Origin of the sequence: Curtobacterium sp. MCPF17_031 (genome assembly GCF_003234035.1) — a bacterium.
Taxonomy (GTDB): domain Bacteria; phylum Actinomycetota; class Actinomycetes; order Actinomycetales; family Microbacteriaceae; genus Curtobacterium.
In genome coordinates, this window is the sequence record NZ_QKSG01000005.1 from 200,293 (window position 1) to 222,407 (window position 22,115).

The following is a 22,115-nucleotide window of genomic DNA, read 5'->3' on the forward strand; positions in this document are numbered from 1 at the left end:
CCCGTGTCCGGCTCGACCGTGACCTCGCCCCCGCCGACCGGTCCGTGATCGGGACGGTCGAGGCGGTCGTGGTGCGAGCCTCCCGCCAGGACGACCTGCGCGTGCCGGTCCGGCTCGTACCGGCACTCGACGAACCGCGGCGGACCGTGCTGTCGGCCGGATCGGTCGTCGTCGTCCGCGGGCAGCTGCTGGTCGAGGACCCCGGATCGCCGACCAGCGTCGTGCTCTTCGCCCGTGGGACCGTCACGCCGCAGGCGGGCCCGACCGGGCTGCTCGGCGCCAGTGCAGTCGCACGGGCGGCATTCGTCGACGTCACCGCCGACCTGCCGGAGCCGGGTGCGGCGCTCCTTCGCGGGCTGGCGATCGGGGACCGATCCGGGCTGGACGCCGAGACGGAGCAGGCGATGAAGACCTCGGCGCTGACCCACCTGACCGCGGTCTCCGGGTCGAACTGTGCGGTCCTCGTCGGCCTCGTGGTGCTGCTCGGACGGGCGGTCGGGGCTCCCCGGGCGCTGCGTGCCGCCGTGGCCGTGGTCGTGCTGCTCGGGTTCGTCGTGCTCGTCCGTCCGGACCCGTCGATCACCCGGGCGACCGTGATGGCGATCGTGGTCCTCGTCGTGCACCTGACCGGACGGCCGGTGCGCGGCGTGCCGCTCATCGCCCTCGCCGCCGTCGGCATGCTCGTCGTCGACCCGTGGGCGGCCCGCTCGTTCGCCTTCGCGCTGTCGGTGCTCGCGACCACCGGGATCGTGGTCCTCGCTGCGCCCGTGACCGACCTGCTCGCGCGGCGGGTCGGGAGGCCCGTCGCGACGGCGGTCGCGGTGCCGGTCGCCGCGCAGGTCGCCTGCTGGCCGGTCACGATCCCGCTCTCCGCCGCCCTGCCGACGTACGCGGTGCCGGCGAACCTGCTCGCCGAGGTCCTGGCACCGGTCGCCACCGTCGTCGGTCTCGCCGCGTGCCTGCTCGCGCCGGTGTGGCCGGTGGGCGCCGGGCTTCTCGCGACCGTCGGTTGGGTGCCCGCTGCCGGGATCGGACTCATCGCACACGGGGCCGCCGGCCTGCCGACCGCCTCGGCACCGTGGCCGTCCGGGGCGGGCGGGGTCATCGCCGCCGGGGTCGTGAGCGCAGCCCTCGCGGTCGGGGTGCTCGTTCGCCGACGCCTGCGTCGGGTGGCGCTCGGAGTGGCCGTGCTCGTGCTCGTCGGGGGAGTCGGGTCGGTCGCGGTGCCCGCGGTCCTCGTCCGGGGCAGTGTCCCGACCGGATGGACCGTCGCGATGTGCGACGTCGGGCAGGGCGACGCCACCCTGCTCCGGAGCGGTGGACGCACGGCGCTCGTCGACACCGGGGACGATGCCGAGCGTCTGGTCTCCTGTCTGGCCCTCCTCGGCGTCGACCGGATCGACCTGCTCGTCCTGACCCACTTCGACCGCGACCACGTCGGCGCCGTGGCCTCGGTCGCGACACGGGTGGAGACCGCCCTGGTCGGTCCGGTCGGCCGGCCCGCGGACGACCGGGTGGTCCGGGACCTCCGGAGCGCGGGGGTGGCGGTCCGGCGGGCAGCCGATCGGACCAGCGGCCTGCTCGGGGACCTCCGCTGGCGGGTGCTGTGGCCGCCGGACGGCGAGGAGCGTGCGGGCAACGCCGCGAGCATCGTCCTCCGGGTCGATCCTGCACGGGAGCGACCCTGCCCGGGTTGCGTCAGCGCGGTGCTCCTCGGCGACCTGGGCGAGGACGCGCAGCGTCGGCTGCTGCGGACCGCGCCGCCGGAGACGCTGACGCCCGTGGACGTCGTGAAGGTCGCGCACCACGGGTCCGCGGACCAGGACCCGGAGCTCTACCGGCAGCTCGCAGCCCGGGTCGGCCTCATCGGGGTCGGCGCGGACAACGACTACGGGCACCCGACACCGAGCGCCCTGCGGATGCTCGCCGCCGCCGGGACGGTGGCGTACCGCACGGACCGGTCGGGGACGGTCGTGGTGCGCGGTGAGAGCGACGATGCGGGCGCGGAGGCGGGTGGGGACTCCGGTGCCCAGAGCCGGGCACCGGTCGCGGTGTGGACCGAGCGCGACGCCGGGGCGTCGGCTGCCGCCCGTAGGATCGGTGCGACGCCGACCGTCACTGCGCCGCCGATGCACGGGCCCGGACGTCGTCGTCGCCCAGCACCACCGGAAGGACCCGCATGCCCGCCAAGAAGCCCGCGCGCGCCGCAGCGAAGATCGACCAGATCCCCTGGTCGGCGATCCGCCCGGCCCCGGTCGTCCTGGTCACCGGTGCCGAGACGTTCCTGGCGGAGCGGGCGATCGGCATGCTCCGCGACCTGCTCGTCGGCGAGGACCCGGCGCTCGAGGTGCACGACCTCGAGGCGGACCAGTACGCCCCCGGGCTGCTGTCGACGCTGGCGAGCCCGTCCCTCTTCGGTGAACCCCGACTGGTCCGTGTCACGAACGTCGAGAAGTGCACCGACGCCTTCATCACCGAGACGATCTCGTACCTGCAGAACCCGGCCGACGACGTCACCCTGGTGCTCCGGCACGGTGGTGGAGTCCGGGGCAAGAAGCTCCTCGACACGATCCGCAGCGGGGTCGGCGGCGGCATCGAGGTGCAGTGCGACGAGATCAAGCGCGACACCGACCGGATCGACTTCGTCAACGCCGAGTTCCGTGCTGCACGGCGGAAGATCGCACCCTCCGCCGTCCGGACCCTGGTGGCCGCGTTCGCGGACGACCTCGCCGAACTCGCCGCCGCCTGCCGACAGCTCCTGGCCGACGAGGCCGCGGAGATCACCGACCGGACCGTCGACAAGTACTACGGCGGCCGGGTCGAGACGAACGCGTTCAAGGTCGCCGACATCGCCCTGGCCGGCCGGTCCGCACCGGCGATCGTCGAACTCCGGCACGCGCTGGCAACGGGAGAGGCGCCCGTACCGATCGTCGCCGCGTTCGCGAGCAAGATCCGCACGATGGCGAAGGTCAGCTCCTTCCGCGGGTCGAGCGGGCAGGCGGCCTCGGCGCTCGGCATGGCGCCGTGGCAGGTCCAGCGTGCCCAGCGGGACGTCGCCGGCTGGAGCGAAGCAGGCCTCGCGAACGCGATCACGAGCATCGCGGCCGCCGACGCCGCGGTGAAGGGCGGGTCCCGCGACGCCCACTTCGCGCTCGAGGTGATGGTCCGCACTATCGCACGACGCGGCGAGGAGCGCTGACCGGCACCGGGCCTCCCGGCCGTCGGCGGAGCCGCTGCTGGGGACGCTCCGCTGCCGGCGTGCGCGATGACGCCCGTCCGGTGCCCGGCCAGTGGCGGTCCGGTGCCCGTCCGGTGTCCGGCCGCGCCCGTGGTTCCGATCGGCTTCGCCCAACCGGATCCGGATCGAACCGCGGCATCCCGCGGTTCGGAGTGGTTGCTGTTGAGCGCAGCCGGTGGGCACCCGATTCGCCGCGGCCAGCGCCCGGGTCGGCGAGGCGGCGCGAACGCCTGCTGTGCTGGCGGTGCCCGACCGCACCCTGCGGTTCCGCTCGGCTTCGCCCAACCGGGTCCGGATCGAACTGCGGCATCCCGCGGTTTGGAGTGGTTGCGGTTGGGCGCAGCCGAACGGCGCCGGCCCGCCGCGGCGACCCGCGGCACCGGTCCGCGGCGGCCGCGCGCGGCCTGCCGCACGCACCCGGGAACGACGAAGGCCCCGCACCGAACGGTGCAGGGCCTCCGAGACGGTCAGACGCTCAGATCAGAGCGCGGAGACCTTCTTCGCGATGGCCGACTTGCGGTTCGCGGCCTGGTTCTTGTGGATGACACCCTTGCTCACGGCCTTGTCGAGCTTCTTCGACGCGAGCGACAGGGCGGCAACGGCCTTGTCCTTGTCGCCCGTGGCGATCGCCTCGTTGGTGTGACGGATGTACGTCTTGAGCTCCGACTTGTACGCCTTGTTGCGGTCGGTGGCCTTCTGGTTGGTCTTGATGCGCTTGAGCTGCGACTTGATGTTCGCCATGCGTGTTGCTCCTGGTTTCGTCTCGGACGGGTGGTTGCGATCCCGGGTAGAGGGGCCCTTCGTCGCATCGCGTTCCACCCGTGGGCGACGGAACGCGTAAGCCAGCGACTGACGTTACCAGGTCGACCCGTCCGGACCAAAGCCCGACACGGGTCGTGTGGCGACGAGACGGGCGCGCGATCCCGAGCGGATACGGTGTCGACATGCCGTCCGTCGCACCCCGCATCGACACCGTCCCACCGTCGGGCATCCGCCGGGTGTTCGAGCAGGCGGCCCTCCTCGACGACGTGACGATGCTCGTGATCGGTGAGCCGGACGTCCCCGTCGCCAAGCACATCGGTGACGCCGCACGTCGTGCGTGGGCCGAGGACCGCACCGACTACGGGCCCAACGGCGGCATCCCGCAGCTGCGGCAGGCGATCCAGGACAAGCTCCGCCGCGAGAACCGGATGGACGTCGACCTCGAGCAGGTCTGGGTCACCGTCGGTGCGACGCAGGCGCTGTTCACGGCGATGACGCTCGTGCTCTCGCCCGGTGACGAGGTCCTGGTACCGGACCCCGGCTACACGACCTTCACGATGAACGCCCACATCATCGGCGCGGACCCGGTGCCGTACCAGCTGTCGCCGGCGCACGGGTTCGAGCCCGACCTCGCCGCATTGGAGGCGCGGATCACCGACCGCACGCGCGCCATCATCGTGAACTCCCCGTCCAACCCGCTCGGCACCGTCTTCGGCGAGCAGACGCTGCGTGACCTGTTGGCGCTGGCGAAGCGCCACGACCTCTGGGTGATCAGCGACGAGGTCTACGAGTACTTCACCTACGGCACACGGCACCTGAGCCTGGCGTCCCTCGACGAGGACGACCGCGTCTTTTCGGCGTTCTCGCTGAGCAAGACGTACGCGATGACCGGCGTGCGGGTCGGCTACCTCGTCACGCCCAAGGGCCTCGGCCCGACGATGCGGACCGTCCAGGAGTCGATCATCAGCTGCGTCGCGGAGCCCGACCAGTGGGCGGCCCTCGCGGCGATCGTCGGCGACCACTCGTCGGTGCAGGACGCCCGCGAGCACTACCGCGAGAACCTCGAGATCGCGACGGGGGTCCTGGACGCCGCCGGCATCCGCTACCTCGATCCTCGAGGAGCGTTCTACCTGTGGATCGACGTCTCGCACGCGGCCCGGGGCGACGTCGCGGAGTGGGCCCTGGCGTTCCTCCAGCGCGAGCGGGTGGCGGTCGCGCCGGGCAGCGCGTTCGGCCGGACGGGTGAGGGGTGGATCCGGGTGTGCCTCGCGGCGTCGGCGGAGGACCTGCGCCGAGGACTCGGCGCGCTGCCGGTCCCGACCGCGGGCACGCACGCGACCGACGCCTGACCAGAGCCGGACCCGCCCGGTGCGCGCTGTCGGGGCGTGAGCATGGGACAATCGACGGACCGTCCGACCCACCCCGAGGAACCGTGAGCCCACAAGCATCTGCGCCGCTCGAGCCCGCCTCGACACCGGCCGCCGCGATCCGCAACTTCTGCATCATCGCGCACATCGACCACGGCAAGTCCACGCTGGCTGACCGCATGCTGTCGATCACCGGCATCGTCGAGGACCGGGCGATGCGTGCGCAGTACCTCGACCGGATGGACATCGAGCGTGAGCGCGGCATCACGATCAAGTCCCAGGCCGTCCGCATGCCGTGGGAGCTCGACGGCGAGACCTTCGCGCTGAACATGATCGACACCCCCGGGCACGTCGACTTCTCGTACGAGGTCTCCCGCTCCCTGGCCGCGTGCGAGGGAGCGATCCTGCTCGTCGACGCCGCGCAGGGCATCGAAGCCCAGACGCTCGCGAACCTGTACCTGGCGCTCGAGAACGACCTCGAGATCATCCCGGTCCTCAACAAGATCGACCTGCCGGCCGCCGAGCCGGAGAAGTACGCCGCCGAGCTCGCGCAGCTCATCGGGGGCAAGCCGGAGGACGTCCTGCGGGTCTCCGGCAAGACCGGCGAGGGCGTCGCCGAGCTGCTCGACCGGGTCGTCCGCACCGTGCCCGCTCCCGTCGGCACGGTCGACGCCGCACCCCGCGCGATGATCTTCGACTCGGTGTACGACAGCTACCGCGGTGTCGTGACCTACGTGCGCATGATCGACGGCTCGATCAAGCCGCGCGAGAAGGTCCAGATGATGTCGACCAAGTCGACGCACGAAGTCCTGGAGATCGGGGTGTCGAGCCCGGAGCCGACCCCGACGAAGGGGCTCTCCGTCGGCGAGGTCGGGTACCTCATCACCGGCGTCAAGGACGTCCGCCAGTCCAAGGTCGGCGACACGGTCACGAGCGCGCAGCGTCCGGCGACCGACGCGCTGGCCGGCTACACGGACCCGAAGCCGATGGTCTTCTCGGGTTTGTACCCGATCGACGGCAGCGACTACCCGGTGCTCCGCGAAGCGCTCGACAAGCTCAAGCTGTCCGACGCGGCCCTGGTCTACGAGCCGGAGACGTCCGTGGCGCTGGGCTTCGGCTTCCGCTGCGGGTTCCTCGGCCTGCTGCACCTCGAGATCATCACCGAGCGACTGCGGCGCGAGTTCGACCTCGACCTCATCACCACCGCCCCGAGCGTGGTCTACGAGGTCACGACCGAGGACAACGAGGTCACCGAGGTCACGAACCCGTCCGAGTTCCCGACCGGCCGCATCCTCGAGGTCCGCGAGCCGATGGTCCGCGCTGCGATCCTGGCGCCCAAGGACTACGTCGGCGCGATCATGGAGCTCTGCCAGCAGCGGCGCGGCTCACTGCTCGGTATGGAGTACCTCGGCGAGGACCGCGTCGAGATCCGCTACGAGATGCCCCTCGGCGAGATCGTGTTCGACTTCTTCGACCAGCTGAAGAGCAAGACGCAGGGCTACGCCAGCCTGGACTACGAGCCCGTCGGTGACCAGGCCGCTGACCTCGTGAAGGTCGACATCCTGCTGCAGGGTGACCAGGTCGACGCGTTCAGCGCCATCGTGCACCGCGAGAAGGCGTACGCCTACGGCACGCTGATGACCGAGCGACTGCGCAAGCTCATCCCGCGCCAGCAGTTCGAGGTCCCGATCCAGGCCGCGATCGGCGCCCGCATCATCGCCCGTGAGAGCATCCGTGCCATGCGCAAGGACGTCCTGGCGAAGTGCTACGGCGGTGACATCACCCGCAAGCGCAAGCTCCTCGAGAAGCAGAAGGAGGGCAAGAAGCGCATGAAGACGATCGGCCGGGTCGAGGTCCCGCAGGAGGCCTTCATCGCCGCACTCTCCGGCGACGTGGAAGAGAAGAAGAAGTGAGCCGCGGACACCAGCACCGCACGGCGTTGACGTACGGCGCCGTCGGCGCGACCCAGGCGTCGGACCTCATGACGTACCCGCCGGAGGGCTTCGTACCGGCCGAGTCCCGCGCCCGCATCGGGCACGGCGACCAGCGCTTCGAGACCGCCGTCATGCAGGCGCTCACCTGGCAGATCCAGGAGCGCAGCGGGATGGGGGTCCGCGTCGAGGACACGCCCGAGGACGACGAGGTCCGCTACAACCCGGTCACGTTCGACGAACAGGGCGTCCCGATCGCCCCCGCCTCGATCGGCACGCCGCGGGTGGAGAAGACCACGCCCGACGGCACCCCGCTGATCACGGCGGGCACCACGGCGACGCTGACGATGCACGCCTTCGGGCAGACCGTCCAGGCGCCGGTGCGGGTCGTCGCGATCATCGACGAGCGCGACCGTAAGGGCTTCGCGTACGGCACACTCGACGGCCACCCGCTCTCGGGTGAAGAGTCCTTCGTCGTCGAGCGGACCCCGGACGGCTCGGTCTGGCTGCAGGTCCGCCAGTTCTCGCAGCCGGCCAGCCGCAAGTGGCGCTTCGTCGCGCCGCTGCTGCGCCGCCAGCAGCGGGTGATGGCGGAGAAGTACCTGGCCGCCCTGCGCGGCGACTGACCCGACGACGTGACCGGTCCCGGAGACCGGTCACGTGCCTCCCGGCCGGGAGGCCCGCCCCGCGCCCGACAGGCGCCGACCGGCAGCCCCGCGCCCGACCAGCAGCCCCGGGCCCGACCGGCAGCCCCGCGCCCGACCGGCAGCAACGGGGCCGCCCGGCGGCCACGGGGCCGACCGGGACCAGCAGGCAGACCACCGGTCTGCTCAGGCGAGCGGCGCCAGGCCCGCGATCGCGTCCTCGATGAGCCCCGCGTCCTGGACGCAGTCCCGCGCCACGGCCACCGCGCTCGTCCCCTGGAGCGCCGCCACGTCGTACGCGCCGGTCGCGACCGCCACGAACGGGATCCCGACCGCATCCGCCGCCTCGCCGTCGCGCGGGGTGTCCCCGACGATGACCGCCCGGGTGCCGGACAGGGCTGCGGCGGCGACGGCGGTGATGCCGGCCCGCTCGACCTCGGTGTCGCCGAAGTACGAGTGTTCCCAGTCGAAGACGTCGACGTCGAAGCCCGCGCCGAGCAGCTTGACGCGGGCTCGGTACGCGGAGTTGCCGGTGAGCAGGCCGTTCCGCCAGCCGAGGTCGGCGAAGCGTCGGACCAAGTCGATCGCGCCGGGTGCCGGGATGCGTCGGTCGCCAGAGCGGTGCCGTTCCTCGGACAGGTCGCGGAGGTGTCCGCTGACGGTGGGGACCAGGTCGTCGCCCAGGTGGTGCGCGCGGACGTGCTCGACGATGATGCCGGCGTCGGTCCGACCGTGCTGGTGGCCGACGAGCTGCGGGAGGTCGCGGCCGAGCGCTCGTTCCAGCGCCAGGTGGTACAGGTTCCCCGGTGCCGCGGCGTTGCGCACGAGGGTGCCGTCGATGTCCCAGAGGACCGTGGTGGTGACCGGATGGTGCTCCATGCCGTCCATGATGACGGACAATGGACTCCATGCCGAGTGCTCTCCCGATCGCCGATCCCGCTCCGTCGGACGGACTGGTCGAACCGGCACCCGGAGCGGGTCAGGTGCCGTTCGGCGTCTACGTCCACGTGCCCTTCTGCCGGGTGCGGTGTGGGTACTGCGACTTCAACACGTACACGGCCTCCGAGCTCCGCGGAGTCCGGCGTGACGACTACGCCGGCCACGCCCTCCGTGAGATCGCGTTCGCGGACCAGGTGCTCGAGCGCTCCGGCGTCCCGCGGCGGCCGGTCTCGACGGTGTTCTTCGGCGGCGGCACCCCGACGATGCTGCCGGCGTCCGACCTGGCGATGATCCTGCGGGCGGTCGACGACACGTGGGGGATCCTGCCCGGGGCCGAGGTCACGACCGAGGCCAACCCGGACTCCGTCGACGCCGAGTCGATCGCGACGCTGCAGCGCGCCGGCTTCACCCGGATGAGCTACGGCATGCAGTCGGCGGTGCCGCACGTGCTGGCGACCCTGGACCGCACGCACGACCCCGAGCGGGTGCCGGTGGTCGTCGACCTCGCGAAGCAGCAGGGTCTCGACGTCAGCCTGGACCTCATCTACTCGACGCCGGGGGAGTCGCTCGACGACTGGCGCACCTCGCTCGACGCGGCGATCGCCTGCGCTCCGGACCACGTGTCCGCCTACTCGCTCATCGTCGAGGACGGGACCGCGATGGGCCGTGCCGTGTCCCGCGGGGAGTTGCCCGCCCCGGACGACGACCTGGCGGCGGACATGTACGAGCTCGCCGACCAGGTGCTGCGTGACGCCGGCTACGACTGGTACGAGGTCTCGAACTGGTCGCGCGGCGCCGGACACGCCAGTCGGCACAACCTGTCCTACTGGAAGGGCCACGACTGGTGGGGCATCGGCCCGGGCGCGCACTCCGCCGTCGCCGGCACCCGCTGGTGGAACGTCAAGCACCCGGCCGCCTACGCGAACAAGGTGCTGCAGGACGTGTCCCCGGCCGCCGGGCGCGAGACCCTGGACGACGAGACGCGCTACGTCGAGCGGGTCCTGCTCGCCGCGCGGGTCCGCGGCGAGCTGCGGATCGACGAGCTCCGCCGGGAGGCCCGTGGCCGCGTCGCCGGCCTCATCGCCCGTGGTCTCGTGGACGGCCGGGCAGCGCTGGGCGGGACGCTGGAACTGACCCTGCCGGGACGGCTGCTCGCCGACGCCGTGGTCCGCGACCTGCTCGACTGACCGGTCGGTCCCGGTACGTGCTCGCTACTGCTTGATGAACTCGATGGTGAGCGGGTACCGGTAGAACTGCCCCTGGTTCGCAGCGAGGGCGGCCAGGATGCCGAACACGATCGACACGATCCCGGTGGCCGTGATCACGAGGAACCCGATGCCGAGCACCGACGTCAGGATGCCGGCGAAGTAGGCGATGGCCATCGTGATGTGGAAGTTCAGTGCCGCGCGGGTGTGCTCCCGGACGAAGTTGCCGCGGTCCCGCAGGACGAAGTAGGCGATGACCGGCACCAGGACGTTCGAGAAGATCCCGCCGACGTGCGTCAGGGTCGCCCAGAGGCGCTGGTCCTCGGGGGTCATCGGCTGCGGGAGCCGGTAGCCGGACGGGTACTGCTGCCCGGGCTGCTGCCCGCCGCCGTACTGCCCACCGGGGTACTGCCCGCCGGGGTACTGCCCGCCGGGCTGCTTCCCGCCCGGGTACTGGTCGCCCGGGCCGCCGGGTCCGTGTCCGTCGCTCATGCCCGCAGCGTACCGAGCGACCGGTGGAGAAGTCCCGTCTCGTCGGCGGTCGGGCGTAGGATCAGCACTCGGCACGCGAGAGTGCCAGCCGGACGGATCGACACGAGCGGAGGGAACCGATGGTCAGCGAACGGAGCCTCGAGGTCCTCAAGGCGATCGTGCGCGACTACGTCGCCTCCCGCGAACCCGTCGGCTCGAAGACCATCGTCGAGCGCCACGCCTTCGGGGTCAGCGCCGCCACGATCCGCAACGACATGGCTCAGCTCGAGGACGAGCAGCTCATCATCGCCCCGCACACCTCCTCCGGCCGTGTGCCCACGGACAAGGGGTACCGGGTGTTCGTCGACCACCTGGCGGCGGCGCGTCCGCTCTCCGGCGCGCAGCGGCAGGCGATCGAGACCTTCCTCGGCGCCTCGAACGACCTCGACGACGTCCTCACCCGCACCGTCCGGCTGCTCAGCCAGTTGACGAACCAGGTCGCGCTCGTGCAGTACCCGACGATGGGCCACGCGCGTGTCCAGCACGTCGAACTCGTCCGCCTCGCGGACAACCGGTTGATGGTGGTCCTCATCACCGACACCGCCCGGGTCGAGCAGCGCGTCATCGAGACGGACGTCCCGTTCGACGAGTCCGCGCTCTCCGAACTCCGCACCCTCGTCAACGGCGCGACCGTGGGCCTGCTGCTGCAGGACGCCCCGCCGGCGCTCCGTGAGATCCCCGGCCAGCTCCGGCCCGCGGTCCAGCCGCTCGCCGGCGTCGTGGTCGCGAGCCTGGTCGAGCAGGTCGCCGCCAACCGGCAGGACCGCCTGCTGATGGCGGGTGCCGCGAACCTGGCGAAGAGCGAGCAGGACTTCTCCGGCGGACTCTTCCCCGTGCTCGAGGCGATCGAGGAACAGGTCACCCTGCTCCGGTTGTTCGGCGAGATGCAGGTCGACGACATCGCCGTGGCAGCGAGCATCGGACGTGAGAACGCCGAGTACGGTCTCGACGCCACGAGCATCGTCGCCGGCGGCTACCTGGCCGCCCGCGGTGAGATCGCCCGACTGGGCGTCCTCGGTCCGACCAGGATGGACTACGGCACGAACATGGCCGCGGTCCGTGCGGTCGCCCGCTACCTGTCCCGGCTGCTCGGCGAGAACTGACCCGCCGGACACCCCCACCCCGTCCACCCACGCACCCCCTGAGGAACACTTGGCAGACCACTACGACGTCCTCGGCGTCCCGCGCGACGCCTCCGACGCCGACATCAAGAAGGCGTACCGGCGGCTCGCTCGCGAACTGCACCCGGACGTGAACCCGAGCCCCGACGCCGCTGAGCGCTTCAAGGACGTCACCCACGCGTACGACGTCCTCAGCGACCCGGAACAGCGCCGTCGCTTCGATGCCGGCCCCCAGGACGGCGGGTTCGGTGCCGCCGCCGGCGGCTTCAGCGACATCTTCGACGCCTTCTTCGGCGGGGGTGGTGGCGGTGGCGGCCGTGGGACCGGTCCGCGCAGCCGTGCCGAGCGCGGCGGCGACGCCCTGCTCCGGCTCGAGGTGGACCTGGACGAGGTCGTCTTCGGCACGCACAAGGACCTCGAGGTCGACACCGCCGTGCTCTGCGACACGTGCGGTGGCTCCTGTTGCGCGCCCGGCACGAGCCCGCAGACGTGCGACATCTGCGGCGGGACCGGCCACATCCAGCGCCAGGTCCGCTCGCTCCTCGGCAACGTCGTGACGAGCGCTCCGTGTGGCACCTGCCGCGGTTACGGCACCGTCATCCCGAACCCGTGCCCCACCTGTCAGGGTCAGGGCCGCGTCCGGGCCCGTCGCACCGTTCCGGTGGACGTGCCTGCCGGCGTCGACTCGGGCCTCCGCCTGCAGATGCCCGGCCAGGGCGAGGTCGGCCCGGCCGGTGGACCCGCCGGTGACCTGTACCTCGAGGTCCGCGTCCGCCACCACGACGTCTTCAGCCGTGACGGAGACGACCTCCTCGCGACGCTCGAGGTCCCGATGACCGACGCCATCCTCGGTGCGACGACCACGATCGACGGCCTGGACGGTCCGGTCGAGCTCGAGCTCCGTCCGGGCGTGCAGAGCGCCGACGTACTGGTCATCAAGGACCGCGGCGTCACGAAGCTCCGCGGTTCCGGCCGCGGTGACCTCAAGGTCGGCATCCAGGTCGTCACCCCGAGCAAGCTCTCGCACAAGGAGCGGCAGCTGGTCGAACAGCTCGCGAAGTCCCACAAGGCCGGTGCCCCGCAGCTGTCCCGCTTCCAGCAGGGCATGTTCGGGAAGCTCCGCGACCGGTTCTTCAACTTCTGATGGCCTCGCTCTACCTCGTCGACACGCTCGACGACGTCGCGGTGGGCGGCCTGGTGCCGCTCGAGGGTGCCGAGGGGCGCCACGCCGTGACGGTGTCGCGTGTCCGGGTCGGGGAGGAGCTCCGGATCTCGGACGGCCGCGGCACCGTGGTCGCCGGGACGGTCGCGTCGGTCGGCAAGGACTCGCTCCTGCTCACCGTCGCGACCGTCGGCGTCGAACCGGCTCCGCGTCCGTCCCTGACCCTCGTGCAGGCGCTCGCCAAGGGCGGCCGCGACGAGATGGCCGTGCAGGCCGCGACCGAGATCGGTGTCGACCGGGTGGTGCCGTGGGCAGCCGCGCGCAGCGTCTCGCGCTGGGACGGCCCGAAGGTCGAGAAGGGCCGCGCCCGGTGGGCGGCCATCGCGCACGAGGCAGCGAAACAGGCGGTGCGCTCGCGCGTCCCCGACGTGGTCGCGCCGGTGACGACGGCGCAGCTCGCCGGCGGCGCAGGAGCGGCAGCACCGGCGGACGGCCAGGAGGCCCGCCGGCAGCTGGTCCTGCTCGAACCGACCGCCTCGGTGCGCCTCGCCACCTGGGAGCCGCCGGCTGACGTCGACGAGATCGCCCTGGTCGTCGGGCCGGAGGGTGGGATCGAGCCGTCGGAGCTCGAGCGTCTGGAATCGGCCGGCGCGGTGCGGGTCCGACTCGGCGGCACCGTGCTGCGGACCTCCACCGCCGGGCCGGCGGCCCTGGCCGTCCTGCAGTCGCGGCTCGGACGCTGGTGAGTCCGTACGGCGTGGATCGGAGCACCGGAGACATCGGGAAGGCGCGGCGTCGGTCGCGCGTTCTACGATGGTGCCCATGACCAGCACCGAGCCCAGCGTCTTCACGAAGATCGTCACGCGCGAGATCCCGGCGACCATCGTCGCCGAGGACGACCGCGTCATCGCCTTCGAGGACAACGCGCCCAAGGCACCCGTGCACGTGCTCGTCGTCCCGAAGACCCAGGCGTACGCGAACGTGGGCGAGCTCGCGGCCGCCGACCCCGACCTGCTCGCGCACGTCGTCACGACGGCGCAGCGCATCGCCGATGAACGCGCCGGCGGACAGTTCCGACTCGTGTTCAACACCGGCGAAGCCGCCGGCCAGACCGTGTTCCACGTGCACGCGCACGTACTCGCAGGAGACCTGCAGGAAGGCACCCTTGCCAGCTGACGAACCAGCCACCACCGAGCCGGACTCCGTCTCGACCTCCGAACTCACCGTCGACGGCATCGCCATGGTGCAGTTGCTCGGCCCGCAGGACCGCCTGCTGAAGACCGTCGAGCGCCAGTACCCGTCCGTCCGCGTCCTGGTGCGCGGCAACCAGGTCACGCTGTCCGGACCGGAGCGCGACGTCACGCGTGCCCGGGCCCTGGTCGACGAACTCGTCGGGATGGTCCGGCGCGGGCAGGACATCGGGCAGTCGGACATCCCGACCTCTGCGCGCATCATCGACGAAGAGCGCAGCCCGTCGAACGTGTTCGGCACCCCGATCGTCTCGAGCCGCGGCAAGTCGGTGCGCCCGAAGACCGACGGGCAGCGTGCGTACGTCGACGCCATCGACGAGAACACGATCACGTTCGGCATCGGCCCGGCCGGTACCGGCAAGACCTACCTGGCGATGGCGAAGGCCGTCCAGGCCCTGCAGCGACGCGAGGTCTCGCGCATCATCCTCACCCGTCCCGCGGTCGAGGCCGGCGAGCGGCTCGGGTTCCTCCCGGGCACGCTCACCGACAAGATCGACCCGTACCTCCGCCCGCTGTACGACGCGCTCAACGAGATGATGGACCCCGAGCTGGTCCCGAAGCTCCTGGCCGCCGGCACGGTCGAGGTCGCTCCGCTCGCCTACATGCGCGGTCGGACGCTCAACGACTCGTTCGTCGTCCTCGACGAGGCGCAGAACACCACGCCCGAGCAGATGAAGATGTTCCTGACGCGTCTGGGCTTCGGCTCGAAGATGGTGATCACGGGGGACATCACCCAGGTCGACCTGCCGGGCAACGTCTCCGGCCTGCGCCTGGTGACCCGGATCCTGCAGGACGTCGACGACATCCACTTCGCCCGCCTCGGCAGCGAGGACGTGGTGCGCCACACCCTGGTCGGCCGGATCGTCGACGCCTACACCGTCTACGACGAGGAACGACTCGTCGAGCAGGCCGCGAAGCGCCCCCACCAGCAGGACGACCGCCGAGGAGGCACCCGGTGAGCATCGAGCTCAACAACGAGTCCGGTGTGGCGGTGGACGAGGACGTCGTGCAGCGCCTCGCCGCCTTCGCACTCGACGCCATGCACGTGCACGCGGACGCCGAACTCGCGATCGTGTTCGTCGACGAGGGCGCGATGGAGCAGCTGCACATCCGGTGGATGGACGAGCCCGGCCCGACCGACGTCCTGAGCTTCCCGATGGACGAACTCCGTCCGGGAACCGAGGACGAGCCGACGCCCGCCGGGCTCCTCGGAGACATCGTGGTCTGCCCGCAGGTCGCCGAGGAACAGGCGAAGACCGCCGGCCACTCGACGCTCGACGAGATCCTGCTGCTGACCTGCCACGGCATCCTGCACCTGCTCGGCTTCGACCACGCGGAGCCCGAGGAGAAGGCCGAGATGTTCGGTCTGCAGGGCGAGATCCTGACCGCCTACGCCGCCGCGCGTCGGGGGCGGTGACCGCAGTGCTGCTCGTCGCCGGGCTGCTCGCGGTGGCGTTCCTGCTGGTGGTCCTCGGCGGACTGCTCGCGGCCGCCGACTCCGCGCTGTCGGTCCTCTCGCGCGCCGACCTCGAGGAGATCGCCCGCGGCAGCAAGCGCCGCCGTGCGATCGAGGCCCTGGCGGACGATCCGGGTGCGCACGTCAACGCGCTGAACTTCTTCCGGGTGCTCGCCGAGACGGCCGCCGCGGTGCTCGTGACGATCGCCCTCGTGACGGTGTTCGACACGTGGTGGGTCGCCCTGATCGTGTCCGCGGCCGTGATGACCGCGGTGTCGTTCGTGCTCGTCGGGTCCAGCCCGCGCAGCGTCGGACGCGCCCACGCCGAGGGCATCATCGCCGCCACCGGGGGGTTGGTCCGCGGGGTCCGCATCGTGCTCGGGCCGCTCGCCGGCCTCCTCGTCGCGATCGGCGACCGGGTCACCCCGGGCCGCGTCCGCAGTGCGTCCAGCGTCTCGAGCGAGGAGCAGCTGCTCTCGCTGGTCGACGAAGCGACCGAGAGCAACGTGCTCGAGGCGGACGACCGCGAACTCATCCACTCGGTCTTCGCGTTCAGCGACACCCTGGTGCGCGAGGTCATGGTGCCCCGGACCGACATGGTCACCGCGGACGCCGCCGACACGATCGCGGCGGTCATGGAGCAGTTCCTGGCCACCGGCGTGTCCCGCATGCCGGTCATCGGCCGGGACAGCGACGACGTGCTCGGGGTGGCGTACCTGCGCGACGTGGCCCGGAGCCTCTACGAGCGCCCCGAGGTCGGCGTCCGCCCGGTGCGCACGATGCTCCGGCCGGCCGAGTTCCTGCCGGAGTCGAAGCCCGCCGACGAGACCCTGCGGCACATGCAGCTCGCGAAGAACCACCTGGTGCTCGTGGTCGACGAGTACGGCGGCGTCGCGGGCCTCGTCACGATGGAGGACCTCATCGAGGAACTCGTCGGTGACATCTCGGACGAGTACGACCGCGCCGTGGTCGACCGCGCGGAGATCGAACCGGGGCGTTGGCGCATCTCGGCTCGATTGCCCATCGACGAGCTCGGTGACCTGTTCGGGATCGAACTCGACGACGACGACGTCGACACCGCCGGTGGCCTGCTCACGAAGGAGCTCGGGCACCTGCCCTCCGCCGGGGACGCCGTCACGGTGTCCGGGGTCCTGCTCACCGCGGACCGCGTCGAGGGCAAGCGCCGACACCTCATCACCGTGGTCGCCGAACGGACCGCCGACCTCGCGTCCGCCGAGCAAGCCTTCGGTGACTCCGACCACTCCACGACGGGAACACGAACCACATGACCGACTCCGGACCCGACACCGCGCCCGAGGCGACGACCCCCTACCGCGCGGGCTTCGTCTCCTTCGTCGGTCGCCCGAACGTCGGCAAGTCGACGCTGACCAACGCCCTGGTCGGCCAGAAGGTCGCGATCACCTCGTCGAAGCCGCAGACCACCCGGCGGGCCATCCGCGGCATCGTCCACCGTCCGCACGGGCAGGTCATCGTCGTCGACACCCCCGGTGTGCACCGCCCGCGGACCCTCCTCGGCGAGCGACTCAACGACCTCGTCCAGTCCACGCTCGGCGACGTCGACGTGATCGGGTTCTGCGTGCCCGCGAACGAACCGATCGGGCCGGGCGACCGCTTCATCAACGACACCCTCGACCAGTACCCCCGGGCGAAGAAGGTCGCGATCGTCACGAAGATCGACCGCTCCGGCAAGGAGAAGATCGCCGAGCAGCTGCTCGCGGTGTCCCGGCTCCGCGAATGGGACGCGATCATCCCGACCTCGGGTACCGAGGGCCTGCAGCTCGAGGACCTCCTCGACGAGGTCGTGTCGCTGCTGCCGGAGTCACCGCAGCTGTACGACGACCTCGCCGTCACCGAGGAGACCGACGAAGAGCGGGTCGGCGAGCTCATCCGCGAGGCCGCGCTCGAGGGCGTCCGCGACGAGCTGCCGCACTCGTTGGCCGTCGTCATCGAGGACATGGTCGAACCCGACGCCGACGACGACCCGAACGGCCCCCTGCGCATCTTCGCCAACCTGTTCGTCGAGCGCGACAGCCAGAAGTCGATCGTCATCGGCCACAAGGGCAGCCGGCTCAAGGACGTCGGCACCCGCGCCCGGGTCGAGATCGAGGGCCTGCTCGGTCGTCACGTCTACCTGAACATCCGCGTGAAGGTCGCCAAGGAGTGGCAGCGCGACCCGAAGCAGCTCGGCCGACTGGGGTTCTGACCCGGGTCATCCGACGGTCGGACGCGCCGGGCAGGCGCGCGCCGTACCGTGGGGTGGTGTTCCGTCCCGTCCTCCGCACCCAGCTCGTCGTCGACATCGGCACGGCGGTCCTGCTCGGCGCGCTCGTCGCGATCCTGTCGGCGCAGGGGGTGGACGACGTCGCGGCCCTCGTCACGACCGCGATCCTGTCCCTGGCGCTCGCCCTCCGCCGGGTCGCGCCGGGGCTCGCCCTCGGGATCGCCTGGATCGGTGCCGTCGTCCAGATGGCGACGATGCAGACCGCCGGGATGGCCGACCTGTTCATCTCCGGAGTGCTCTACACGACGAGCGTCTACGGCACCCGGCGCATCCGGATCGCCGGCCTGGTCTCCGCGATCGTGGGCTCGGTCGTCGCCGGCACCTACATGGGCTTCCGCATCTACGGCGTACCGGGCGTCGGTGGCCCGGAGACCCTGAACGAGGCCGTGCAGTACGGCGCGATGCTGTTCGTCGTCGTCCTGGCGGTCCTGCTGCTGCCCTGGCTCGCCGGCCTGGCCGTCCGGGCCCGCCGCTCTGCGCGGATGAGCCGGGAGGCGCAGCTCCTCGCCGAACGGGACGCCGCGCGGGCAGACCGGAACGTCGCGATCGAGCAGGAGCGCGTCCGGATCGCCCGCGACATGCATGACATCGTGGCGCACTCGCTCGCGGTCGTGATCGCCCAGGCCGACGGTGCCCGGTACGCCCTCCGCGCCGACCCGGCCGTCGCCGACGAGGCCCTCGACACGATCGGCTCGACCGCCCGACGCGCGCTCGGGGACGTCCGCGAGCTGCTCGGCGCACTCCGGCACGAGCAGGGCACCGCTCCGACCCCGGACGTCGACGACATCGAGCGGCTCGTCGGGCAGATGCGCGACGTGGGGCTCGAGGTGCAGGTGGAGCGCGAGGGCGACCCGTCCACCCTGCCGACCACCACGCAGCTCGCCGTGTACCGGATCGTGCAGGAGAGCCTGACGAACGCGTACAAGCACGGGGCTCCCGGCTCGACCGTCCGTGCACGTCTGACCTACCGCCCGGACACCGTCGAGATCGACGTGGTGAACCGCCGCTCGGAGGACGACCGACCCGGCCCGGGCACCGGTCACGGACTCGTGGGGATGCGCGAGCGTGCCACGATGTCCGGCGGGAGCATGACGGCCGGACCCCGGGGCGACGACTTCGCGGTGGCGGTCCGGATGCCCGCCCAGCCGTCGACCGGGCAGATGCCCCGCAACACGATCCCGACCCGATGACGACGAGCAGGCGATGACCGACATGAGCACGAACACGAGCACTCCCGACGCGGCGCGCATCCGCGTCGCCCTGGTCGACGACCAGGCGCTGTTCCGCACCGGCATCCGGATGCTGATCGGCTCCCAGCCGGACCTGCAGTTCGTGGGAGAAGCCGGCGACGGCGCCGAGGGCATCGAGCTCGTCCGCCGGAACCGCCCGGACGTCGTGCTCATGGACATCCGGATGCCCGTCAAGGACGGCATCAGCGCCACCGCCGACATCGTCTCGAGCGGCTCCGATGCGAAGGTGCTCGTCCTCACGACGTTCGACTTCGACGAGGCGGCCGCGAAGGCCATCCGCGCCGGGGCGAGCGGCTTCGTGCTCAAGGACGCCGACCCGGAGTTCCTGCTCGCGGCGATCCGGACCGTGCATGCCGGCACGACGGTGTTCGCCGCCTCCGCGACCCGCGAGCTGCTCCGGCGCTACGAGGACCCGGCCGACCTCAGGTCGACGGTGCCCCCGGCCTTCGCCGGCCTGACCCCGCGAGAGCGTGAGATCTTCGACCTCGCAGCGCGCGGGCTCAGCAACGCCGAGATCGCGGCCCATGAGTACGTCAGCGAGGCGACCGTGAAGACCCACATCTCGCGGGTCCTCACGAAGCTCGAGCTGCGCGACCGGGTGCGGCTCGTCGTGTTCGCGCACGAGCACGGCCTCGTCACCAGGGGCGACTGAAACATCATCCGCCAGAGGGAGACCGGCCGCGGATCCGCACCGATGGGATGACGGACGCGCGCCGGTCGACGGACGCGGCACGTGCCTCCCGGACGCGATCGTGGAGTCATGACCAGCCACGATCCGATCATCCGACTCGACCACGTGTCCAAGCACTACGGCGACGCCGCTCGCCGGGTGACCGCCCTCGATGACGTCAGCGTCGACATCGGCGCCGGTGAGTTCACCGCCGTGATGGGCCCCTCCGGTTCCGGCAAGTCGACGCTCATGCACGTCGCCGCCGGTCTCGACCAGGTGTCCGCCGGTCGCATCACGATCGACGGGACCGACATCACCGGCCTCGGCGACCGCGAGCTCACCGAACTCCGTCGCCGTCGGCTCGGCTTCGTGTTCCAGTCGTTCAACCTCGTCCCGACGCTCGACGTCAGCGAGAACATCCGGCTGCCGTTCCTGCTCGGCGGGCACAAACCGGACCGCGAGGAGTCGGCGTGGATCGACCGTCTGGTCGAGATGCTCGGGCTCGGCAACCGGCTCACGCACCGCCCGCACGAGCTGTCCGGCGGACAGCAGCAGCGGGTCGCGATCGCTCGGGCGCTCGCCTCGCGCCCCGCCGTCGTCGTCGCCGACGAACCGACCGGAGCGCTCGACTCGCGGACCGGACGCGACGTGCTCGCCATCCTCCGTGGCGCCGTCGAGGAGTGGGGCCAGAGCGTCGTGATGGTGACGCACGACCCCGTCGCCGCCGCCAACGCCGACCGGATCCTGTTCCTCGCCGACGGCCGGGTCGTCGACGACCGGCCGCGCATGGGTGCCGCCGAGATCTCCGCCACGATGCTCGGCATGGAGGCGGCAGCGTGAACGGCACCGTGAACGGCGTCCGGCAGTTCGCACCGACGATCCTCGTCGCAGCGCTCGGCACGACCTTCGGGTCCGCGCTCGTCATCGCCCCGGGCATCGTCGCCGAGGCGATGGCCGCCACGGGGCTCGACGACCTCCGATCGGTCAAGTCGGTCCTCTCGGTGATCGGTTGGCTGTTCCTCGGCATCGCCCTGTACGTCGGTGCGATCGTCACCGCCAACACCTGTGCGACGCTCATCGCCGGCCAGACCCGGGTGATCGCCCTGCAGCGGCTCGTCGGCGCGACCGGTGCCTCGCTCCGGGCACGGATCACGCGGACCGGGCTCGTCGTCGGCCTGCTCGGCGGGGTCATCGGCGCGGTCGTCGGCACCGGGTTCTCGGCGGTGTTCGTCGCTGTGCTCCGCGGGAACGGGTTCCTGCCCGATCGCTCGTACACCCTGCTGCCCTGGGAGCTCGTGCTGCCGGTCGTCGCTGTCGTCCTCGCCACCTGGGGTGCGTTCGCAGCGGGTTCGCGACGCGTGCTCACGGTGACCCCGCTCCAGGCACTCTCCTCGAGCGTCGAGGTCAGCCACGAGGACGTCCGGTCCGGCACCGCGCGCAAGGTCTGGGCGATCATCCTGATGTCCGGGGGAGCGCTGCTCGCGCTGCTCGGGCTGGCGCTCAGCGGCACCACACCGGTCGCCGTCTTCCCGGCAGCGCTCGGCGGGTTCGTGTCCTTCGCCGGGGTCTCGGTCGGAGCCACGATCGTGATGCCGCCGGTCCTGCACGCCATCGGGCGCGTCGGGTCCGCCGACCCGGTCGTCCTGCTCGCGGGGCGGAACGCGATGCGCGCTCCGGCACGGTCCGCGCGCGCCACGATCGGCCTCGTCATCGGCGTCACCCTGCTCGTCACCTTCGCGGTCGCACTCGGGATCATGCAGCACGTCACCGAGTCCACCCTCTCAGGCCAGAGCGGCATCACGCCCGCCATGCTCGAGCAGCAGCGCACCTTCTTCGCACAGCTCAACGCCGTGGTCAGCGTCGTGGTCGGCTTCTCCGCCGTGATCGCCGCCGTCGGGGTCGTCAACGCGCTCGCCCTCGGCGTCCTGCAGCGCCGCCGGGAACTCGGGCTGCTGCGCGTCCTCGGTCTGACCGGGGCGCAGGTCCGCCGGATGATCGTCACCGAGGCCGTCCAGATGGTCGTCGCCGCCGTGGTCACCGGACTCGTGCTCGGCACGTTCTACGGCTGGCTGGGCGGGCAGACGCTGCTCGGGATCCTGGGCTCCGTGGTCACGCCGGTCCTGCCGCCGCTGACGATCGCGATCGTGGTCGTCGGAGCCCTGGTCCTCGCGGTCGTCGCGACGGTCGCACCCGTGCGCCGCGCGATGCGCGTCCCGCCGACGGAAGCGCTCGCGGTGGACTGACGCGGTCGCGTCGGTGACGACGGTCGGACGAGAGAGACGGGAAG

General features: G+C 71.6%; 20 protein-coding genes and 1 pseudogene. 18 read left to right on the forward strand and 3 right to left on the reverse strand.

Translation table 11 applies throughout. The features are described 5' to 3' along the window. Nucleotides 1-221 precede the first annotated feature (221 nt). Together DEJ31_RS17780 and holA are read left to right on the forward strand one after the other, a co-directional pair. A pseudogene (locus tag DEJ31_RS17780) lies at nt 222-1,463 on the forward strand (ComEC/Rec2 family competence protein); the annotation flags it as partial. 716 nt (nt 1,464-2,179) lie between these two features. Next, nucleotides 2,180-3,199 carry a DNA polymerase III subunit delta gene (holA, locus tag DEJ31_RS09705; RefSeq protein WP_111077597.1) on the forward strand — a complete coding sequence of 340 codons (1,020 nt, stop codon included), beginning with the start codon at nt 2,180-2,182 and terminating at the stop codon, nt 3,197-3,199. Between the two features lie 519 nt (nt 3,200-3,718). Here holA and rpsT read toward each other — a convergent pair. Then, a complete protein-coding gene (gene rpsT, locus DEJ31_RS09710) occupies nt 3,719-3,979 on the reverse strand; it encodes a 30S ribosomal protein S20 (protein WP_110903137.1) in 261 nt (86 codons plus the stop codon). Between the two features lie 203 nt (nt 3,980-4,182). Between rpsT and DEJ31_RS09715 the strand changes: the two genes are divergently transcribed. From DEJ31_RS09715 to DEJ31_RS09725, 3 genes are all read left to right on the forward strand, one after another. After that, on the forward strand, nt 4,183-5,349 hold the full coding sequence (locus DEJ31_RS09715) for a pyridoxal phosphate-dependent aminotransferase (protein WP_110903138.1): 1,167 nt from the start codon (nt 4,183-4,185) through the stop codon (nt 5,347-5,349). An 83-nt stretch (nt 5,350-5,432) separates the two neighbouring features. Next, nucleotides 5,433-7,280 carry a translation elongation factor 4 gene (gene lepA / locus DEJ31_RS09720; RefSeq protein WP_111121756.1) on the forward strand — a complete coding sequence of 616 codons (1,848 nt, stop codon included), beginning with the start codon at nt 5,433-5,435 and terminating at the stop codon, nt 7,278-7,280. After that, nucleotides 7,277-7,924, forward strand: a complete 648-nt coding sequence (locus DEJ31_RS09725) for a DUF1990 family protein (RefSeq protein ID WP_258366249.1) — start codon at nt 7,277-7,279, stop codon at nt 7,922-7,924. The genes lepA and DEJ31_RS09725 overlap by 4 nt, the downstream gene beginning before the upstream one ends. A gap of 204 nt (nt 7,925-8,128) precedes the next feature. Here DEJ31_RS09725 and DEJ31_RS09730 read toward each other — a convergent pair whose 3' ends face one another. Then, nucleotides 8,129-8,821, reverse strand: a complete 693-nt coding sequence (locus tag DEJ31_RS09730; protein ID WP_181421523.1) for an HAD family hydrolase — start codon at nt 8,819-8,821, stop codon at nt 8,129-8,131. 29 nt (nt 8,822-8,850) lie between these two features. Here DEJ31_RS09730 and hemW point away from each other — a divergent pair, with 29 nt between their 5' ends. After that, nucleotides 8,851-10,068 (forward strand): radical SAM family heme chaperone HemW, encoded by a 1,218-nt coding sequence (gene hemW / locus DEJ31_RS09735; RefSeq protein WP_110903210.1) that lies wholly within the window; start codon nt 8,851-8,853, stop codon nt 10,066-10,068. Nucleotides 10,069-10,092: 24 nt separating this feature from the next. Here the strand turns inward: hemW and DEJ31_RS09740 are convergent, their stop codons facing one another. Further along, a complete protein-coding gene (locus DEJ31_RS09740) occupies nt 10,093-10,578 on the reverse strand; it encodes a DUF4870 domain-containing protein (RefSeq protein ID WP_258366250.1) in 486 nt (161 codons plus the stop codon). A 119-nt stretch (nt 10,579-10,697) separates the two neighbouring features. On the opposite strand from DEJ31_RS09740, the gene hrcA reads away from it, so the two are divergent. From hrcA to DEJ31_RS09800, 12 genes are all read left to right on the forward strand, one after another. Next, nucleotides 10,698-11,720 carry a heat-inducible transcriptional repressor HrcA gene (gene hrcA, locus DEJ31_RS09745; RefSeq protein WP_110903141.1) on the forward strand — a complete coding sequence of 341 codons (1,023 nt, stop codon included), beginning with the start codon at nt 10,698-10,700 and terminating at the stop codon, nt 11,718-11,720. Between the two features lie 49 nt (nt 11,721-11,769). Further along, a complete protein-coding gene (dnaJ, locus tag DEJ31_RS09750; RefSeq protein ID WP_110903142.1) occupies nt 11,770-12,882 on the forward strand; it encodes a molecular chaperone DnaJ in 1,113 nt (370 codons plus the stop codon). Further along, the gene (locus DEJ31_RS09755) at nt 12,882-13,646 is read left to right on the forward strand and encodes a 16S rRNA (uracil(1498)-N(3))-methyltransferase (RefSeq protein ID WP_111121757.1); all 765 of its coding nucleotides are present in this window, start codon (nt 12,882-12,884) and stop codon (nt 13,644-13,646) included. Before dnaJ ends, DEJ31_RS09755 begins: the two co-directional genes overlap by 1 nt. Before the next feature lie 76 nt (nt 13,647-13,722). Beyond that, nucleotides 13,723-14,076 carry a histidine triad nucleotide-binding protein gene (locus DEJ31_RS09760; RefSeq protein WP_110903144.1) on the forward strand — a complete coding sequence of 118 codons (354 nt, stop codon included), beginning with the start codon at nt 13,723-13,725 and terminating at the stop codon, nt 14,074-14,076. Beyond that, the gene (locus DEJ31_RS09765) at nt 14,066-15,109 is read left to right on the forward strand and encodes a PhoH family protein (protein WP_375334558.1); all 1,044 of its coding nucleotides are present in this window, start codon (nt 14,066-14,068) and stop codon (nt 15,107-15,109) included. Before DEJ31_RS09760 ends, DEJ31_RS09765 begins: the two co-directional genes overlap by 11 nt. Further along, a complete protein-coding gene (ybeY, locus tag DEJ31_RS09770; RefSeq protein WP_111121758.1) occupies nt 15,106-15,567 on the forward strand; it encodes an rRNA maturation RNase YbeY in 462 nt (153 codons plus the stop codon). The genes DEJ31_RS09765 and ybeY overlap by 4 nt, the downstream gene beginning before the upstream one ends. 5 nt (nt 15,568-15,572) lie before the next feature. Then, nucleotides 15,573-16,895 carry a hemolysin family protein gene (locus DEJ31_RS09775; RefSeq protein WP_110903146.1) on the forward strand — a complete coding sequence of 441 codons (1,323 nt, stop codon included), beginning with the start codon at nt 15,573-15,575 and terminating at the stop codon, nt 16,893-16,895. Continuing rightward, nucleotides 16,892-17,830 carry a GTPase Era gene (era, locus tag DEJ31_RS09780; RefSeq protein ID WP_110903147.1) on the forward strand — a complete coding sequence of 313 codons (939 nt, stop codon included), beginning with the start codon at nt 16,892-16,894 and terminating at the stop codon, nt 17,828-17,830. Before DEJ31_RS09775 ends, era begins: the two co-directional genes overlap by 4 nt. A 56-nt stretch (nt 17,831-17,886) precedes the next feature. Further along, nucleotides 17,887-19,098 carry a sensor histidine kinase gene (locus tag DEJ31_RS09785; protein WP_146243133.1) on the forward strand — a complete coding sequence of 404 codons (1,212 nt, stop codon included), beginning with the start codon at nt 17,887-17,889 and terminating at the stop codon, nt 19,096-19,098. A gap of 13 nt (nt 19,099-19,111) precedes the next feature. After that, on the forward strand, nt 19,112-19,810 hold the full coding sequence (locus tag DEJ31_RS09790) for a response regulator transcription factor (RefSeq protein WP_258366251.1): 699 nt from the start codon (nt 19,112-19,114) through the stop codon (nt 19,808-19,810). Between the two features lie 108 nt (nt 19,811-19,918). Further along, on the forward strand, nt 19,919-20,668 hold the full coding sequence (locus DEJ31_RS09795; protein WP_110903149.1) for an ABC transporter ATP-binding protein: 750 nt from the start codon (nt 19,919-19,921) through the stop codon (nt 20,666-20,668). Then, on the forward strand, nt 20,665-22,071 hold the full coding sequence (locus tag DEJ31_RS09800) for an ABC transporter permease (protein ID WP_111121760.1): 1,407 nt from the start codon (nt 20,665-20,667) through the stop codon (nt 22,069-22,071). Before DEJ31_RS09795 ends, DEJ31_RS09800 begins: the two co-directional genes overlap by 4 nt. Nucleotides 22,072-22,115 lie beyond the last annotated feature (44 nt).

Coding starts and splice junctions, on each gene's coding strand:
- DEJ31_RS09790 (WP_258366251.1), top strand. CDS start 19,112: ATGACCGACATGAGCACGAACACGAGCACTCCCGACGCGGCGCGCATC.
- DEJ31_RS09755 (WP_111121757.1), top strand. CDS start 12,882: ATGGCCTCGCTCTACCTCGTCGACACGCTCGACGACGTCGCGGTGGGC.
- DEJ31_RS09740 (WP_258366250.1), bottom strand. CDS start 10,578: ATGAGCGACGGACACGGACCCGGCGGCCCGGGCGACCAGTACCCGGGC.
- DEJ31_RS09715 (WP_110903138.1), top strand. CDS start 4,183: ATGCCGTCCGTCGCACCCCGCATCGACACCGTCCCACCGTCGGGCATC.
- DEJ31_RS09730 (WP_181421523.1), bottom strand. CDS start 8,821: ATGGAGCACCATCCGGTCACCACCACGGTCCTCTGGGACATCGACGGC.
- hrcA (WP_110903141.1), top strand. CDS start 10,698: ATGGTCAGCGAACGGAGCCTCGAGGTCCTCAAGGCGATCGTGCGCGAC.
- holA (WP_111077597.1), top strand. CDS start 2,180: ATGCCCGCCAAGAAGCCCGCGCGCGCCGCAGCGAAGATCGACCAGATC.
- era (WP_110903147.1), top strand. CDS start 16,892: ATGACCGACTCCGGACCCGACACCGCGCCCGAGGCGACGACCCCCTAC.
- rpsT (WP_110903137.1), bottom strand. CDS start 3,979: ATGGCGAACATCAAGTCGCAGCTCAAGCGCATCAAGACCAACCAGAAG.
- DEJ31_RS09795 (WP_110903149.1), top strand. CDS start 19,919: ATGACCAGCCACGATCCGATCATCCGACTCGACCACGTGTCCAAGCAC.
- DEJ31_RS09760 (WP_110903144.1), top strand. CDS start 13,723: ATGACCAGCACCGAGCCCAGCGTCTTCACGAAGATCGTCACGCGCGAG.
- hemW (WP_110903210.1), top strand. CDS start 8,851: ATGCCGAGTGCTCTCCCGATCGCCGATCCCGCTCCGTCGGACGGACTG.